We start from the raw sequence: 14,441 nt of genomic DNA on the forward strand, positions 1-14,441 counted from the left end.
GCATCGATCGCGATGCGCCGTACCGTCGTGTCTATGAGTGAGCGCCTGGTGATCATCGGTGGGGATGCGACGGGAATGTCGGCGGCTTCGCAGGCACGCCGGATGAAGACTGCGCAGGAGCTCGAGATCATCGTCTTCGAGCGCGGGCATTTCACCTCGTTCTCGGCCTGCGGCATCCCGTACTGGGTGGGCGGGGATGTGCAGGAACGCGATGAGCTGATCGCGCGCACGCCAGAGGAGCATCGGGCCCGCGATATCGATCTGCGCATGCGGACCGAGGTGCTGGAGATCGATGTACCGGGGCGCCGGGTGCGGGCCCGAGATCTGGAGACGGGCACCGAAAGCTGGACGGAATACGACAAACTCGTCATCGCTACCGGTGCGACGCCGATTCGCCCGCCGATTCCGGGAATCGACGCGCAGGGCGTGCACGGCGTCCAAACCCTCGATGACGGACAGGCTCTCATCTCAACGCTCGAATCCACCGCCGGGCGGCGCGCGGTGGTGGTCGGCGCGGGCTATATCGGGGTCGAAATGGCCGAGGCGCTGATCAATCGCGGCTACGACGTCACCATGATCAATCGCGGTACCCAGCCCATGGCCACGCTCGATCCCGATATGGGTGCGCTGATCCGTAAGGCCATGGACGGCATGGGAATTCGCGTCCTGTGCGATGCCGAACTCACCGCCGTACTGACGGACGACGACGGCCACGTCCGCGCCGTCACCACCGCCGATGCCGAATTCCCCGCCGATGTGGTGGTGCTCGGCATCGGCGTGCGACCCGCCACCGAATTGGCCCGCGCCGCCGGACTGCCACTGGGCCAGCACGACGGGCTGCTCACCGATCTCGCCATGCGGGTGCGCGGGTACGAGAACATCTGGGCGGGCGGCGATTGCGTGGAGGTGCTCGATCTGGTCTCCGGCACCGAACGGCATATCGCCCTGGGCACGCACGCCAATAAGCACGGCCAGATCATCGGCGCGAATATCGGCGGCGGCTACGGCACCTTCCCCGGCGTCGTCGGCACCGCGGTCAGCAAGGTCTGCGATCTCGAGGTGGCCCGAACCGGATTGCGCGAGAAGGACGCCCGCGCCGCCGGCCTGCAATTCGTGACCGTCACCATCGAATCCACCAGCCGCTCCGGCTATTTCCCCGGCACAGCAGCCATGACCGTGAAGATGCTCGCCGAACGGCGCACCGGCCGCCTGCTGGGCGTCCAGCTCGTCGGCCGCGAAGGCGCCGCCAAACGCATCGACATCGCCGCCGTAGCACTCACCGCCCGCATGACAGTCGAGCAGATGATCGCCCTCGACCTCGGCTACGCCCCACCCTTCTCCCCCGTCTGGGATCCCATCCTCGTCGCCGCCCGCAAAGCCGCCCTCGCCGTCGAGCGGGGGCGGTGACCGGCCTCAGATACGGCGGCTCTTGCTGGTCTTGGCTCGGGCGGCGCCGAGGATGGTGAGGATCATGACGGTCATGATCTCCATGGTGTTGAAGTTGGCGGACAGGGGTGTCGGGGCGGCTGCCACCGGGACCTGATGCGGCGGTGGCGGTTTGATCACCACCGGGGCGGGCGGCACCACCGGGACCGGGGCCGGGGGAACGGGCTCGGGCGGGATGACGGGTGCGGCCGCGGGAACCACGACGGGCGGGGACGGGAACCCCAGCGGGGTACTGGGGGCCAGCTCGGGGACGGGCAGGAGCAGCATGCAGGTCAGCAGTGCGCTGCCGGTGACGGCGCTGCCGAACATGACACTGCCCGCGCCCGAGGAACCCGGGCCGACCAGACCGCTGGAGCCGAGGATGAATCCGGGGCCGACCAGACCGGAGCCGAGACCGCTGCCGGTCAACAGGCCCAAACCGATTGCGGCACTGCCGACCACGGCGCTGCCCGCGCAGGCGGGCAGGACACTTCCGGGTTGCAATCCCAGAGTCTCGCCCAGCGTGCCTGCTGCCGGGGTTACCGCGACCGGAGCTGGGGGCGGAGGCGGGGGTGCGATTTCGATGCTCTCCGGTTTAGCAGCCACGGCATGACCGGGCTGCGACCCGTGCGCCGGGTTCATGCCCAGCGAGCTGCCCGAGGACGCGCCGCCACCGCCGCCACTACCGGAGTAACCACTCCCGGTCCCGAGTCCGAGCGAACTGCCGGTGGGCCCGTCGACTGCCTGTGGCTGCGAAGACGCACTGCCACTGGCGATCTCGCCGATGACATCGGGCAGGCTCGGATCGGCGCCCGCCACGCCCGGATGCACGCCAAAGACCGCCGCGGCGATCTCTACCGCGGTCACCGCGGCGAATCCTCTTCCGGCTCTTCGTGTTCGGTTCATGTCAACCATGTGCGACTACCTTCTCTCAGCGCGGAAGCCCGCTGGACGGCGCGCCGGAGGCAGTGATGTGCTGGAAGCGGGACAGCGCCAGCTCGAAGGCGTCCTTGGACACCGTGTTCCCGCCCGCGAACGGCCGATCGAGCTGGTAGACGGCCACGATCACCGCGCCGATCACCATTCCGAACAGTCCGGTCATGATCACGCTGCGCCTGGTGACGACCACACCGGAGAGCACGGTGCCGATCAGCAGCATGACCGTGCCGAACCAGAGCGCCACGTAAAGGAAAGTGGGCAAATGGTATTCGGCGTCGATGCCGCGGTCGTACCGCGCTTCGGCAGCCGCATCGAGCGCCGCATCGGCCTTGCTCTGCAGGTCCTTCACATCCGGATCGGTCGACTGCACGCCCGATACCGCCGCACGAATATTGTCGAAGGTGTCCTGGGTGGGCTGGCTGAGCTTCGAGTCATTGGCCATGACCTTCCACTCCTGGCCCACGACCTCTTCGGTGTAGGCGCGTGTGAGGGACTGGATCTGCGAGCGACTGGGCTCGGGCAGAGTATTGGCGGCCTCATAGACGGTGGTCAGCGCCTTGCCCTCGGCAATGGTGTGCGCATGCGTATCGTCGTACTGCTGCCACAGGATCACCACGATGAAGGCCACGATGGCCGCGAAGAACATATTGACCAGATCGAGCACCATATTGCCGGCGGCTTTGTCATCACCGTGTCGCCAGGATTTCGGGCGTATGCGATCGCCGACCACAAAGACGACCACCGCCACAACAGCGAAAAGGACGAGCACACCCAGTTGCAACGCCATACGTGACTCCGTCTCCAGACCCGGGCAACTCCGATTCATCTGGTATTCGGGGCCACAGGCCGGTCGGATTTGTGAATCAGCCGCCGAAAGTGAGGATTGCGGCCGTTATGGCGACGGTGAATTCCAGTGCGGCCCCGAGCACATCGCCATTGAGCCCGCCGAATCGCCGCACACAATGCCGCACCAGCAGCACAGATACACCGAGCGCGGCAATAACACCGACCGGTCCGTCCCACCAATTCCCGGTGCTGAATATCGCTGCCACTACGGCAATTCCGGCCCACAACACGCCGGTGACCACCGACTGCGTCCCCGCCACAAGTGCCCCGAATCCCGCCCCCGGCGCCGCCTCGATCCCCCGCCGGCAAGCCAGCACCACCGCAACCCGCCCCGCGACCACCGCCAGCACCAGCGCCGCCCACCGCCCCGACTCGGCCAGCGCCGCAAACGAAACCGCCTGAATCCCGATCACGAAAATCAGCGCCGCCACCCCGAACGGCCCCGCCCCACCACTCTTCATAACCTCCCGAGCCCGCTCCGGCGCCCCATAACTCCCCAACCCATCCATGGTGTCGGCAAGCCCATCGATATGCATCCCCCGCGTCCCCACCCCCAACCCCGCCACCGCCACAAACCCACCCAGCAACCACGACCCCCCAGCCGCCCCAATCCCCCAAACAACTCCCGCCGCAGCCACTCCAAGCAGCACCCCCACCACGGGAGCCCACCCAATAGCCCGCCCCGCAGCCTTCCGATCCACCGCATCCGGCCCCCGCACCGGCAACACCGTCAACCACGAGACCGCCAACCGCAACCCATTCATGCGCACGCCCCATGCACCGAGATACTCACGTTGTCGAGCAACTTCGATGCGGACGGCGACGGGGTCGAATGTGCCAGCGATACAGAGGGTCCGGCCGGGCGGTGTCGCCCGGCCGTCACGGTTGCATCGTCACGCACCGGCGGGATCTGCCGCGTCGGCGGTGCCGAATGTGCGCGCGACAGAAGGTGTCCGACCGGGCGGATTCGCCCGGCCGTCATGGCTGCGTCGTCAGGCACCGGCGGGTTCGGTTGCGTCGGCGGTGCTGACGCCGGCGTCGGCGAAGGTCGCCATTTCGGAGAGGGTGGCGATGGCGGCGCGGAGGATGGGGAGGGCGGTGACCGCGCCGGAGCCTTCGCCGAGACGCATATTCATTTCGACGAGCGGCTCGAGTTCGAGGCGCTTGAGGGCGATGGTGTGGGACGGTTCGCTGGAGCGGTGCCCGGCGATCCACCATTCGCGTGCTCCGACGGCCAGCTGATCGGCGATCAGGGCGGCGGCGGTGACCACCACGCCGTCAAGGATCACCGGGGTGCGGCGGGCGGCGGCGCGGGCCAGGAAGCCCGCCATGGCGGCCAGGTCGGCGCCGGAAGCGGTGCGCAGCAGGGCAACCGGGTCCTTGATCACCGGGCGCGCACGCCACATGGCATCGCGGATCGCGGCGGTCTTGCGAATCCAGCCGGCATCGTCGACACCGGTGCCACGGCCGACCGCGACCACCGGCTCGGTATCGGTGAGCGCGGCGATCAGCACCGTCGCGGGGGTGGTATTGCCGATTCCCATATCTCCGGCAATGAGAAGGTCTGCGCCGGAATCGATTTCCTCATCGGCAATGGCCGCACCGGCGGCGAGCGCGGTCTGCACCTCGGCCTCGGTCAGCGCATCCTCGCGGTCGATGGATCCGCTGGAACGCCGCACCTTGTGCCGCGAAATCTCCGGAGCCGTATCCCCGTCCACCGCAATGTCTTCCACACGCACAGTGGCATCGGCCAAGCGCGCCAGCACATTCACCGCGGCGCCGCCATTGAGGAAATTCCCGACCATCTGCGCAGTGACCTCACTGGGATACGCCGACACCCCGTGCCGCGCCACCCCGTGATCGCCCGCGAACACCACAATGCGAGCCCGCTCGAACTGCCTCGGCGGACATACGCCCTGGCACGCCGCAACCCAGTTGGCCAACTGCTCCAACCGCCCCAGCGCGCCGGCAGGCTTGGTCAACTGCAACTGCCGCGCCTCAGCGGCGGCCCGCACCACCGGATCGGGACCGTTGACCGGGCCGAACGCAATCCGCGCAGGCTTGGAAAGATTCGCAGCACCCGGCTGCCCAGCCGCACGCGCTGCAGTACTGCCCGCAGCAGGGGTCGCGGGTGCACCGGTCGAGCCGACAGCGGCCTCAGCGGCTGAGTCGGCCACGCCGCCATCCGCCGAATCAGCTGCAACGCCGCCCATGGTGGCGGCACCCTCCGTAACTGTGTCCGGCGCGGTGGCCGGAGCCGCCGACCCGGCTGCGGCGGCCTCAGCCACTCCGCCTACCGCGACGCCGGCGGCAGCCGAAGCGACCGAAGTCGAAGCCGCCTGCGCGACAGAGGGATCAGCCGTCGCCGCGATGTCGGTAGGTACCTGGTTCGAGACCGGCTGTGTGGCAGAAGATTCCGCCACGGTGCCGACAGCAGCACCACCCGCTACCTGCGAGTCGACAACCACGCCGCCACCGAGACCCGAGGTCGCGAGGGCGGCAGCCGACGCGATCGCACGGTCGGGCTTGACCTGGATGGCCTGACCCGCGACCACGAGGTACACCTCATCGCAGAGCTGAGCCAGCCGCTGGTTGAGCGTGCCGAGCTCGTCACGGAAGAGCCGTCCGGAGCGTGTGGCGGGAACGACACCGAACCCCACCTCCGGGCTGACAATGATCAACCGCTCCGGGTAGGTCCCGACGATATCGACAAGCGCGTCCATATCGGATGCGACGGTGCCCCGCGGGGACTCCCAGGCGCCATGGGCATCGATGCGCGCCGTCAACCAGGTACCGAGGTCGTCCACCAGGGTGACCGAGGCCAGCTCGGCCAGCGCCTCGAGCAGATCGTGCTCCACGATGGTCCAGTTCCCTGGCCGCCGAACCCGATGCGCCGCAATACGTTCCGCGAAATCCGCATCGCCGGGATCCGGCACCGCGGTAGCGATATACCGCACCGCCTCCGAGACGACCAACTGTTCAGCAAAGGCCGACTTACCGGACCGGGCTCCACCGAGCACCAGCGTCCGAAGCGGTCGATCGGTTGATTGAGCACTGTGCGACACGTCAGCACGGTATCAACAGCACGCACTCCCCGGCCGACTAGGCACGACTGTCCCCGCCGATTCCCCGCCACAACCTGTGCCACGCACCCCGAGCGCGACCCACATAGAGCTCGAACCACCCGCCTCAGCCGAACCTACGGCAGCGAAGCAACACCGAAATCGCACACCCGGGGCCGAAGTCTTCTCTCCATCACAGGCAACACTCCGAGCGGGCTGCGCGCGGCCCGCCACACAGCCTGCTCGGACCGGCCGGCACACCAGGCGGTCGGCCAGGCCGTGCAGCCAGATCGGGCTGCGAGACCAGATGACTTGGACAAGCCCACTGCGACCGCGGCACTTACGAAACGCGCGCGCCGAATCTGCGGCGGTATTCGACCGGGGCGATGCCGACCATCCGCTGGAAGTGGTGGCGCAGCAGTGCCCCGGAGCCGAATCCGCAGCGGTTGGCGAGGGATTCCAGATCCAGGTCGGTGTCTTCGAGGAGCTGTTTGGCAAGCAGAATCCGCTGCCCGGTCAGCCATTTCACCGGGGTGGTTCCGGTTTCGTCGGCGAAGCGGCGGGCGAAGGTGCGGGTGGACATATTGGTGCGGGCCGAGAGCGATTCGACGGTGTGGGGCAGGTCGAGGTGCTCATCCATCCAGTGCAGTGTGTCGCTGAGGCTGTCGATGCTGCACTCGACGACCGGTCGCTCGATGAACTGACGCTGTCCGCCGTCCCGCTGCGGCGGCACCACCATGCGCCTCGCTATGGCATTGGCCACCGAACTGCCCAGCTCGCGGCGCACCAGATGCAGACAGGCGTCGATCCCGGCGGCCGTGCCGGCACTGGTGATCAGATTGCCCTCGTCCACGAACAACACATCCGGATCGACGGTGGCCAGCGGAAACCGTTGCGCCAGTTGCCCGACATGCCGCCAATGCGTGGTGCACCGCCGCCCGTCCAGCAGTCCGGCCTCCCCTGCCAGGAACGCCCCCGAACAGACGGTCAAGACGGTCGCACCGCGCTGCGAGGCCTCCCGGACAGCTTCCACTACACGCGCATCGAGCAACTGCGCCTCATGGAACGGAAATGCCGGAATCGCCACCAGATCCGCGTCCAGCAGTTCGTCCAGCGCGAATTCCGGCGTTACCTGAATCCCCGGTGAGCTGGTGTTCAGCGGCTTCCCCGGCTCGGCCCCGCAGACCTTGAAGTCGAATCCGGGCAGCCCGTCGCCCGTCCGATCCAGCCCGAAAACCTCACAGACCACGCCGAATTCGAACATGGCGAGCCGCTCGTTGAGTACGACCGCGACCTTCGAAAGCATGACCTCACCCTATCTGGCTGAATCTTTGCGGACAATGTCAGAGCTGCCACTGTTGGCAGTAACTGCACTAGAGAAAACTTACTGCCATGCAAGCCCTCACCGCAATCGCCGCAGCCGGATCCGCAATGACGGTCCTCGGCTATCTCACCTACGGCGCCATGGCCTGGGACACCACCGATTCAGACGACAGCGAGGCATGCAAATGACCACTCTCACCTCCGCGACCGGCCACATCTCCCGCGGCGCGACCACCGAGCCCAAGGCAGCAGCCATGTTCACCCGACTCTTCGCCCTCCTGGCCGCGGCCGGGCGAGCCGTCCCGTTCCATCGCGAATCCCATTGGGAGATGGTCGGATCCACCGGCATCACCGATCGCGACTACGACCGTTCCGCGCTGGAACTGCGCGCCATCGCCGGTGTCCGCGAGCACGGCTGAGATGCCACGCGATGCTCGCCGGTCTCAGCGGTCCGACATCGCCACTGAGCGGCAATATTTGCAGCGAAGCAGCGGTTTGTGACCGCTCAGGCCGACCCCGCCAACGACTGAGGCCGCCCATCAAGGGCGGCCTCAGTCATAACGTTCGAACCGATCTCAGATGCTGTCGCCAGCGGTGACCCGCGGCTTCGGCGCACGCATCCGCCGAATCTGCGACGCGCGCACAAAGGCGTACCAGCCCAGCGAGAACTTCGAATCCGTCGAATCCGGGAACCGCTCCAGCACCCGCTTGTTCACGATGCGCCCCAGAATCACACCTTCGATGATCATGAACAGCATCATCACCAGCATGGCGAGCGTGACGATCGCCTGCAGCGCCGGCGACAGGATCATGCTCAGGATCAACACGAGCGCAAGGGGCATGAACAAACCCAGCAGATTGCGCCGCGCATCGACGATATCGCGCACGTACCCCTTCACCGGACCCTTGTCGCGCGGCAGCAGGAACTGCTCCTCGCCGGCGAGCATGCGGGCGCGCCGATCCTGCACGGTGGCCTTGCGCTCGGCCGAGTCCACCTTGCGCTCGGCCCGGGTACCGCGCAGCGACTTACGCCGGGCGCGGGCCTCCTTCGAGGTCAGGGGCGCCGGTGCGACCGGCCCACGACGGCGGGCCTCGGCCTCACGCCGCTTGGGCGTCGGCCGCCCTTTGGCGGCGGTGGGTGACCGGTCCGCGACCGTCGCCGCGGCACCGGCATCGACGGCAGAGGTGTCGGAGGTGGGGTTGGAATCGCCACGGCGCAGGAACTTCACGCCGACCAGGCTATTCGATAGCGTGTCCACAGGAAGAACCTGGTCCGTCCATTTTGCCGGCAGAGTGGCAGCCGCGCCGCTCAATCCCTGCACTGCCGCCGGATTGCCCGCCGCGTAAGATTGGGAATAGTCGCCAGCAAAGTGGCGTTGAAGGCCACGTGCCGTGCGCCTCTCACGGGGTGAAAACAGGTCCATTAGGAGAGTTCATGACTGTGCAGAACGAGACCACCACTCATGGTGCGACTCTGACGGACGCCGCCGCCCTCAAGGCGAAGGCGCTGCTGGATCAGGAGGGCCGCGACGACCTGGCGCTGCGGATCGCTGTACAGCCGGGTGGTTGTGCCGGCCTGCGCTACCAGCTCTTCTTCGACGATCGCTCGCTCGACGGTGACCTGGTTGTCGAGTTCGGCGGCGTCAAGCTCGCGGTCGACCGCATGAGCGCCCCCTACATCCAGGGCGCCTCGATCGATTTCGTCGACACCATCGAGAAGCAGGGCTTCACCATCGACAACCCGAACGCCACCGGCTCCTGCGCCTGCGGCGACAGCTTCAACTGAGCTAGCCCCACCAGCGCGGAACGTCCCCTCGGGGAAGTTCCGCGCTGCACTATGTCCGGGGTAGTGGCTCCGAGAGTTGGAGCAACCCGTCTCGGACAGTGTATTTTCTAGGTACGGACCCTTCGGTCCGTCTCCCACCGGCCCCGCGACTGCCGTCCCGCATGCAGGTGTGCGCAGCGCACGTCACCAAAGGATCGACGCCCGTGACCATCGCCGTGTCCGCCTCCATCGCGACCGACCACCTCATGCGCTTCCCGGGAAAATTCTCCGATGTCCTGCTGGCGGACAAGCTCGAGCACGTTTCCCTCAGCTTCCTCGTCGACGACCTGGTCATCCGCCGCGGCGGCGTGGCCGGCAATATCGCCTACGCCATGGGCCTGCTCGGCCAGACCCCGCTGCTCGTCGGCGCGGTAGGCCCCGACTTCGCCGAATACCGGCAGTGGCTGGAATCGAATGGCGTGGACTGCTCCGCCGTCCGCATCTCCACCGAGGCGCATACCGCGCGTTTCGTCTGCACCACCGACGAGACCATGGCGCAGATCGCGTCCTTCTACCCCGGCGCCATGAGCGAGGCCCGCGAAATCTCCATCGGCGCACTGGCTTCCGATCGTGAGCTGGCGCTGGTGCTCGTGGGCGCCAATGATCCCGACGCCATGGTGCTGCACACCGAGCAGTGCCGCGGAGCCGGAATCCCTTTCGCCGCAGACCCTTCGCAGCAGCTGGCCCGCCTGGACGGCGAGCAGGCGCTGTCGCTGATCGACGGCGCCGCGTACCTGTTCACCAATGAGTACGAGTGGAGCCTGCTGCTGCAGAAGACCGGGCTCACCGAGGCTGAAATCGCTGAGCGCGTGGGCATTCGGGTCACCACCCTCGGCTCCAAGGGCGCGAAGATCGTCGACCGCGACGGTACCGAGTTGCATGTCGACGTGGTGCCGGACAATGCCAAGGTCGATCCGACCGGTGTCGGCGACGGCTTCCGCGCGGGCTTCCTCACCGGGCATTCGGCGGGCCTGTCGCTGGAGCGTTCGGCCCAACTCGGTTCGCTCATCGCCGTTCTCATCCTCGAGACCACCGGCACCCAGGAGTGGACCCTCGACCACGACGTCGCTCTCAAGCGCCTGCGCGAGGCCTACGGCCCCGAAGCCGCTTCCGAGATCGAGTCGATTCTCCGGTCATGAGCCAATTCCCTTGCTGCACACAGGAAGAGGCTTGCAGCTGCAACCCGTGGGTCACGCCGCATTAGGCTGCATGACACCAGCCTAAACGGTGGCGCGCTGCGCGATGTTCAGCGCAGCGTTGTAGTCCGCATGCTCAGCGAAGCTGCAGGACCTACAACGAAAAGTCTGCTGGTCACGTCGATTCTTGCGATCGATGTGACCGCAGGCCGAGCACCGTTGACTCGTATAAGCCGGATCGACGACTGTAACCGGCACGCCCGCTAGGGCTGCCTTATAGCTGATGAATGACGCCAACTGCGCGAATGCCCACGAATGAAACATGGCTCGCTGGGGCTTGCGGTGCCGTACCCGCTCACGGATGCCCGTCAATTTCTCAACGGCAATCCCGCGACCGGTGCGTTTCGCCTCAGCCACTATCTCTTTGGACACGCAGTGATTGACGTCGGAGACGAACCGCGTTTCACGGCGCGACCGTCGCTTCAATCGACGTTCCCTTGATCCGGCCGCGTACCGTCCACAACGACACGACCTGAAGATTTGCGACCAGGGAGAAGTTGCGGGAGTCGAACGGTTGGGCCGAATCATTACGAAAAGCAACCCTCCGATTTGCGGCGCGCAAATAGCGCGCAGATCCCTTCTTCCCGTAACTGCCCGCAGCAAGGTTCGACCACAGGCTCGCGTAGGCGTCAGCCACCTTCTTGATTACGTGCTGGGCCGCCCACAACCGGCGCAGGTCATTGATTGCACACGGACAGGGTTCCAGACAGCGCAGCCTCAGTCGCACTGTCTGGCATCAGCCTCAATTGAACAACCAACCTCACGAAATCCAGACTATCGAATCGAACAAATTTTCGAGCCGAATCACGTGAAGTAACTTCCCCAAACCCACTGCCAGTCTGTACTATTCGTCCGGATACTGGCTGTTTCAGCGTCACGACTCTGCAACCTGGCCGACTCATTCGTCCCACACACTGACTCCGTAGTCGGCTTTCAACCCATCTGTCCGGACCACCGAGCCAGACCATCAAGGCTGCCGACGACGCTTGTATTCCAGCTCGTTTCGAAGGACTTGATGATGGTGGTACGGGTCGGCATTGTGGATCTCATTTCGACCCGGCCGGACAGCATGACGCGAAGAGTGTTCCTGGAAGCGGTGCACGGGGGCGCCGGTCAGTTGATCGGTGACGAGTATCGGGTCGAGACAACCGTTTTCGGCATCGATCCTAAAGGATCCGTCGACGACGTCGATTGGCCCGCACTGACCGCGATGGACGCTCTGATCGTCAGCGGCAGCGAACCCACCGGAACCGCGATCGGCGCCGAACCCTGCCTGACGATCATCTCGCGCATCCTCACCGAATGCGCAGCCGCGACCTCGGTACTGTTCTCCTGCCAATCAGCCCACGCCGCACTGCATTTGCTCCACGGCATCGACCGCCACCGACTACCCCGGCGTCAGCACGGCGTTTTCGCGCACACGCTTCCGCTCGAGGCTGCTGCCACTACCCACCGGCAGATTGGACTGGCAGTGGATGCCAGTCCAATCGCCGCAGGCCTCGTCCACATCGCAGGCCTGCCCGGCAGCGCGGAACATGGAGACATCTCAGGTCTCGCGGCTGCCGCAGGCACTTCCGACCATCCACGTCTTGCGGGTGATGCAGGCGCCTCTGGCGATTCAGGCCTTGTGGGTGATACCGGTCGCTCACTGACCGCCGGTCTCGCAGGCGCGGTGCCGTTCCCCCACTCCCGCTGGAACGCAATGACTTCCGCGGACCTCCGCGCAGCAGGCGTCCCCCTCCTCCTGGATTCCGCCGAAGCCGAATGGCACCTGGCCACCTCCCCCGACGGCCTGCACCACGTCTTCCTCCAGGGCCACCCCGAATACCTCTGCGACACCATGGCCCGCGAATACCGCCGCGACCTCCGCCGCTGGATCGCCGACCCGACCCTCCCCTTCCCCGACATCCCCCAGAACTACTTCCCCGCCGACACCCACCGGCAACTCCTCGACCACGCCGCCCAGGTCCGCACCCGCCGAGACCCAGCCCTCCTGGACGAATTACCGCTCCCCGCAACCTTCGACGACGTGGCACACAGCTGGGCACCCCACGCCCAGCAGTTCTTCGCCAACTGGATTCACGCCATCCACGCCCTCTGCACGACCGGCGCTCTGGTGCCCACTTACTGAACTCGCCCGCACGATGACACCATCACCCATCCGCGGTACGCCGTTTCACCCCTCGTAACGAGCGCCTCTGGGATCGACGAACCTAACGTCGCGATCTTGCCGGACACAGGCGGTGTCCGATTCGAACCATGCACTCTGCGGCCGTCAGCGCGTGTTCAGGCGGCGAGGTCGGCTTGGCGGGCCGCTTCCAGTTCGAGCGCAGCCCACGTCTTGAAGAAGTCCCGGCGGATCCGCTTACCGAAATACAGCCTGAACAGCACGGCGAACGGGCCTGTGACTCGCACGGTCTTGTGGCAACGAATTCGACCGTCACCGAGATCCTCGAATCGGTTCTCGCCGACCAGTTTTCCGCCGGGTACCCGGCTCTGCGACCCCCATCGGCACAGCGGCTCGACCGTCGTGATTATCCAGTTGACGCCGGGTCCGCCGCGCGGCTTGGACCATCCGGTGGTTCCCGGAGCGAAGGCGCCGTCCAGCCGGGCCGTCTGCTCGTGCGGATCCCACGCTGGACGCCCTTCCACGTCCGTGGCGGTCGCCCACACGACCGCCAGATCCCCGCGGATGACCGTCTCGGCCGAAATCTCGTACATCACAAGAACTCCTATCATGTTGTCGCGACAACACTAACTGTTGTTGCGACAACATGCAATCCTCAACCTGCACTGGACACGCGGATTCCATGACCTCCGGCCGAGCGCGCACGCGATTGCGGAACGACTCGGGCACGGTAGGAGGAACCGTTCCGGTGGGACTGCTGACGGCACACCCTGATCCGGGACAGGTCCGGGTGCCACGATGAGACGCCGAGGCAATAAGCTTCTCGGCATGGGCTCGGACCGTTTGTATTTTCGTCAGCTGCTCGCGGGGCGCGACTGGGCCGTCGGTGACCCGATCGCCACGCAGATGCGGAACTTCGCCTACCTGATCGGGGATCGGGAGAGCGGGGAATGCGTAGTCGTGGACCCCGCGTACGCCGCCTCGGATCTGGTGGATATCGCCGAGGGCGACGGGATGCGGCTGACCGGCGTGCTGGCCACGCACCACCATCCGGACCACGTCGGCGGCACCATGCTCGGGTTCACCCTGAGCGGTGTCAAGGAGCTGCTCGAAAAGACCGATGTGGCAGTGCACGTCAATAACGAAGAGCTCCCGTGGGTCGCGAATGTCACCGGCATCGCGCCCAGCGAGCTGACCGGGCACGCGCACGGCGACAAGGTCAAGGTCGGCGGCTTCGAGATCGAGCTGCTGCACACCCCCGGGCATACGCCGGGCAGCCAGTGCTTCCTGTTCGAGGACAGGCTGATCGCAGGCGACACCTTGTTCGTCGACGGCTGCGGCCGCACCGATTTCCCCGGCGGCAACTCCGACGACATGTTCCGCAGCCTGCGCTCTCTCGCTGCGCTGCAAGGCAATCCAGTCGTCTACCCCGGCCACTGGTACTCGGAAGAGCCCAGCGCGGACCTGTCCACGATCGTGCAGAAGAACTACGTCATGCGCCCGCAGACGCTCGATGAGTGGCAGATGTTCATGCCGAGCTGATCACGCCCGAAGCTCGTTCTTCTCGACGTCGAGAGCAGATAGCGCCCTGCACATCACGGTAGCTCTCGCCGCCGACAATACGACCGCCGTTTTCACACGAAAGTGCCTGCTCCGAAACCGTTCGGAGCAGGCACTTTTCGATCTTTCGGGCCTCA

Annotated in this window: 15 protein-coding genes and 1 pseudogene; 6 read left to right on the forward strand and 10 right to left on the reverse strand. The window is 66.1% G+C overall.

Annotation, left to right across the window (positions count from 1 at the left end; translation table 11 throughout):
* Nucleotides 1–33 precede the first annotated feature (33 nt).
* Complete coding sequence (locus ABZX86_RS38135; protein WP_355130995.1) at nucleotides 34–1,407, forward strand: FAD-dependent oxidoreductase; 1,374 nt, start codon at nucleotides 34–36, stop codon at nucleotides 1,405–1,407.
* A 6-nt stretch (nucleotides 1,408–1,413) separates the two neighbouring features.
* On the opposite strand, the gene ABZX86_RS38140 is transcribed toward ABZX86_RS38135, so the two are convergent.
* From ABZX86_RS38140 to ABZX86_RS38165, 6 genes and pseudogenes are all read right to left on the reverse strand, one after another.
* Nucleotides 1,414–2,292 carry a hypothetical protein gene (locus ABZX86_RS38140; protein ID WP_355130997.1) on the reverse strand — a complete coding sequence of 293 codons (879 nt, stop codon included), beginning with the start codon at nucleotides 2,290–2,292 and terminating at the stop codon, nucleotides 1,414–1,416.
* 64 nt (nucleotides 2,293–2,356) lie between these two features.
* Nucleotides 2,357–3,151: a DUF4239 domain-containing protein gene (locus ABZX86_RS38145; RefSeq protein ID WP_355130999.1), complete on the reverse strand. Its 795-nt coding sequence runs from the start codon at nucleotides 3,149–3,151 to the stop codon at nucleotides 2,357–2,359.
* Nucleotides 3,152–3,227: 76 nt separating this feature from the next.
* Nucleotides 3,228–3,974, reverse strand: coding sequence for an adenosylcobinamide-GDP ribazoletransferase (locus ABZX86_RS38150; RefSeq protein ID WP_355131000.1), 747 nt, complete (start codon nucleotides 3,972–3,974; stop codon nucleotides 3,228–3,230).
* Between the two features lie 228 nt (nucleotides 3,975–4,202).
* On the reverse strand, nucleotides 4,203–5,261 hold the full coding sequence (gene cobT / locus ABZX86_RS38155; RefSeq protein WP_355131087.1) for a nicotinate-nucleotide--dimethylbenzimidazole phosphoribosyltransferase: 1,059 nt from the start codon (nucleotides 5,259–5,261) through the stop codon (nucleotides 4,203–4,205).
* Nucleotides 5,262–5,753: 492 nt separating this feature from the next.
* Nucleotides 5,754–6,275 (reverse strand): annotated as a pseudogene (locus tag ABZX86_RS38160) (bifunctional adenosylcobinamide kinase/adenosylcobinamide-phosphate guanylyltransferase); the annotation flags it as partial.
* 337 nt (nucleotides 6,276–6,612) lie between these two features.
* Nucleotides 6,613–7,578 (reverse strand): helix-turn-helix domain-containing protein, encoded by a 966-nt coding sequence (locus ABZX86_RS38165; protein WP_355131001.1) that lies wholly within the window; start codon nucleotides 7,576–7,578, stop codon nucleotides 6,613–6,615.
* A 202-nt stretch (nucleotides 7,579–7,780) separates the two neighbouring features.
* On the opposite strand from ABZX86_RS38165, the gene ABZX86_RS38170 reads away from it, so the two are divergent.
* Complete coding sequence (locus ABZX86_RS38170) at nucleotides 7,781–8,014, forward strand: hypothetical protein (protein WP_355131003.1); 234 nt, start codon at nucleotides 7,781–7,783, stop codon at nucleotides 8,012–8,014.
* A 156-nt stretch (nucleotides 8,015–8,170) separates the two neighbouring features.
* On the opposite strand, the gene ABZX86_RS38175 is transcribed toward ABZX86_RS38170, so the two are convergent.
* A complete protein-coding gene (locus tag ABZX86_RS38175; RefSeq protein ID WP_327146657.1) occupies nucleotides 8,171–8,824 on the reverse strand; it encodes a DUF3043 domain-containing protein in 654 nt (217 codons plus the stop codon).
* Nucleotides 8,825–9,030: 206 nt separating this feature from the next.
* Here ABZX86_RS38175 and ABZX86_RS38180 point away from each other — a divergent pair, with 206 nt between their 5' ends.
* Nucleotides 9,031–9,381, forward strand: coding sequence for an iron-sulfur cluster assembly accessory protein (locus ABZX86_RS38180; protein ID WP_327141129.1), 351 nt, complete (start codon nucleotides 9,031–9,033; stop codon nucleotides 9,379–9,381).
* 203 nt (nucleotides 9,382–9,584) lie between these two features.
* Complete coding sequence (locus tag ABZX86_RS38185; protein WP_355131005.1) at nucleotides 9,585–10,559, forward strand: carbohydrate kinase family protein; 975 nt, start codon at nucleotides 9,585–9,587, stop codon at nucleotides 10,557–10,559.
* Nucleotides 10,560–10,640: 81 nt separating this feature from the next.
* Here ABZX86_RS38185 and ABZX86_RS38190 read toward each other — a convergent pair whose 3' ends face one another.
* Complete coding sequence (locus ABZX86_RS38190; protein ID WP_355131007.1) at nucleotides 10,641–11,042, reverse strand: transposase; 402 nt, start codon at nucleotides 11,040–11,042, stop codon at nucleotides 10,641–10,643.
* Nucleotides 11,020–11,253: a hypothetical protein gene (locus tag ABZX86_RS38195; RefSeq protein WP_355131009.1), complete on the reverse strand. Its 234-nt coding sequence runs from the start codon at nucleotides 11,251–11,253 to the stop codon at nucleotides 11,020–11,022. Before ABZX86_RS38195 ends, ABZX86_RS38190 begins: the two co-directional genes overlap by 23 nt.
* 381 nt (nucleotides 11,254–11,634) lie before the next feature.
* Here ABZX86_RS38195 and ABZX86_RS38200 point away from each other — a divergent pair, with 381 nt between their 5' ends.
* Complete coding sequence (locus ABZX86_RS38200; RefSeq protein WP_355131011.1) at nucleotides 11,635–12,747, forward strand: homoserine O-succinyltransferase; 1,113 nt, start codon at nucleotides 11,635–11,637, stop codon at nucleotides 12,745–12,747.
* Between the two features lie 155 nt (nucleotides 12,748–12,902).
* Here ABZX86_RS38200 and ABZX86_RS38205 read toward each other — a convergent pair whose 3' ends face one another.
* The gene (locus tag ABZX86_RS38205; protein ID WP_355131013.1) at nucleotides 12,903–13,337 is read right to left on the reverse strand and encodes an SRPBCC family protein; all 435 of its coding nucleotides are present in this window, start codon (nucleotides 13,335–13,337) and stop codon (nucleotides 12,903–12,905) included.
* A gap of 235 nt (nucleotides 13,338–13,572) precedes the next feature.
* On the opposite strand from ABZX86_RS38205, the gene ABZX86_RS38210 reads away from it, so the two are divergent.
* A complete protein-coding gene (locus ABZX86_RS38210) occupies nucleotides 13,573–14,286 on the forward strand; it encodes an MBL fold metallo-hydrolase (RefSeq protein ID WP_355131015.1) in 714 nt (237 codons plus the stop codon).
* Nucleotides 14,287–14,441 lie beyond the last annotated feature (155 nt).

The sequence above is a fragment of the Nocardia sp. NPDC006630 genome, assembly GCF_040611495.1.
Classification (GTDB): Bacteria; Actinomycetota; Actinomycetes; order Mycobacteriales; family Mycobacteriaceae; genus Nocardia.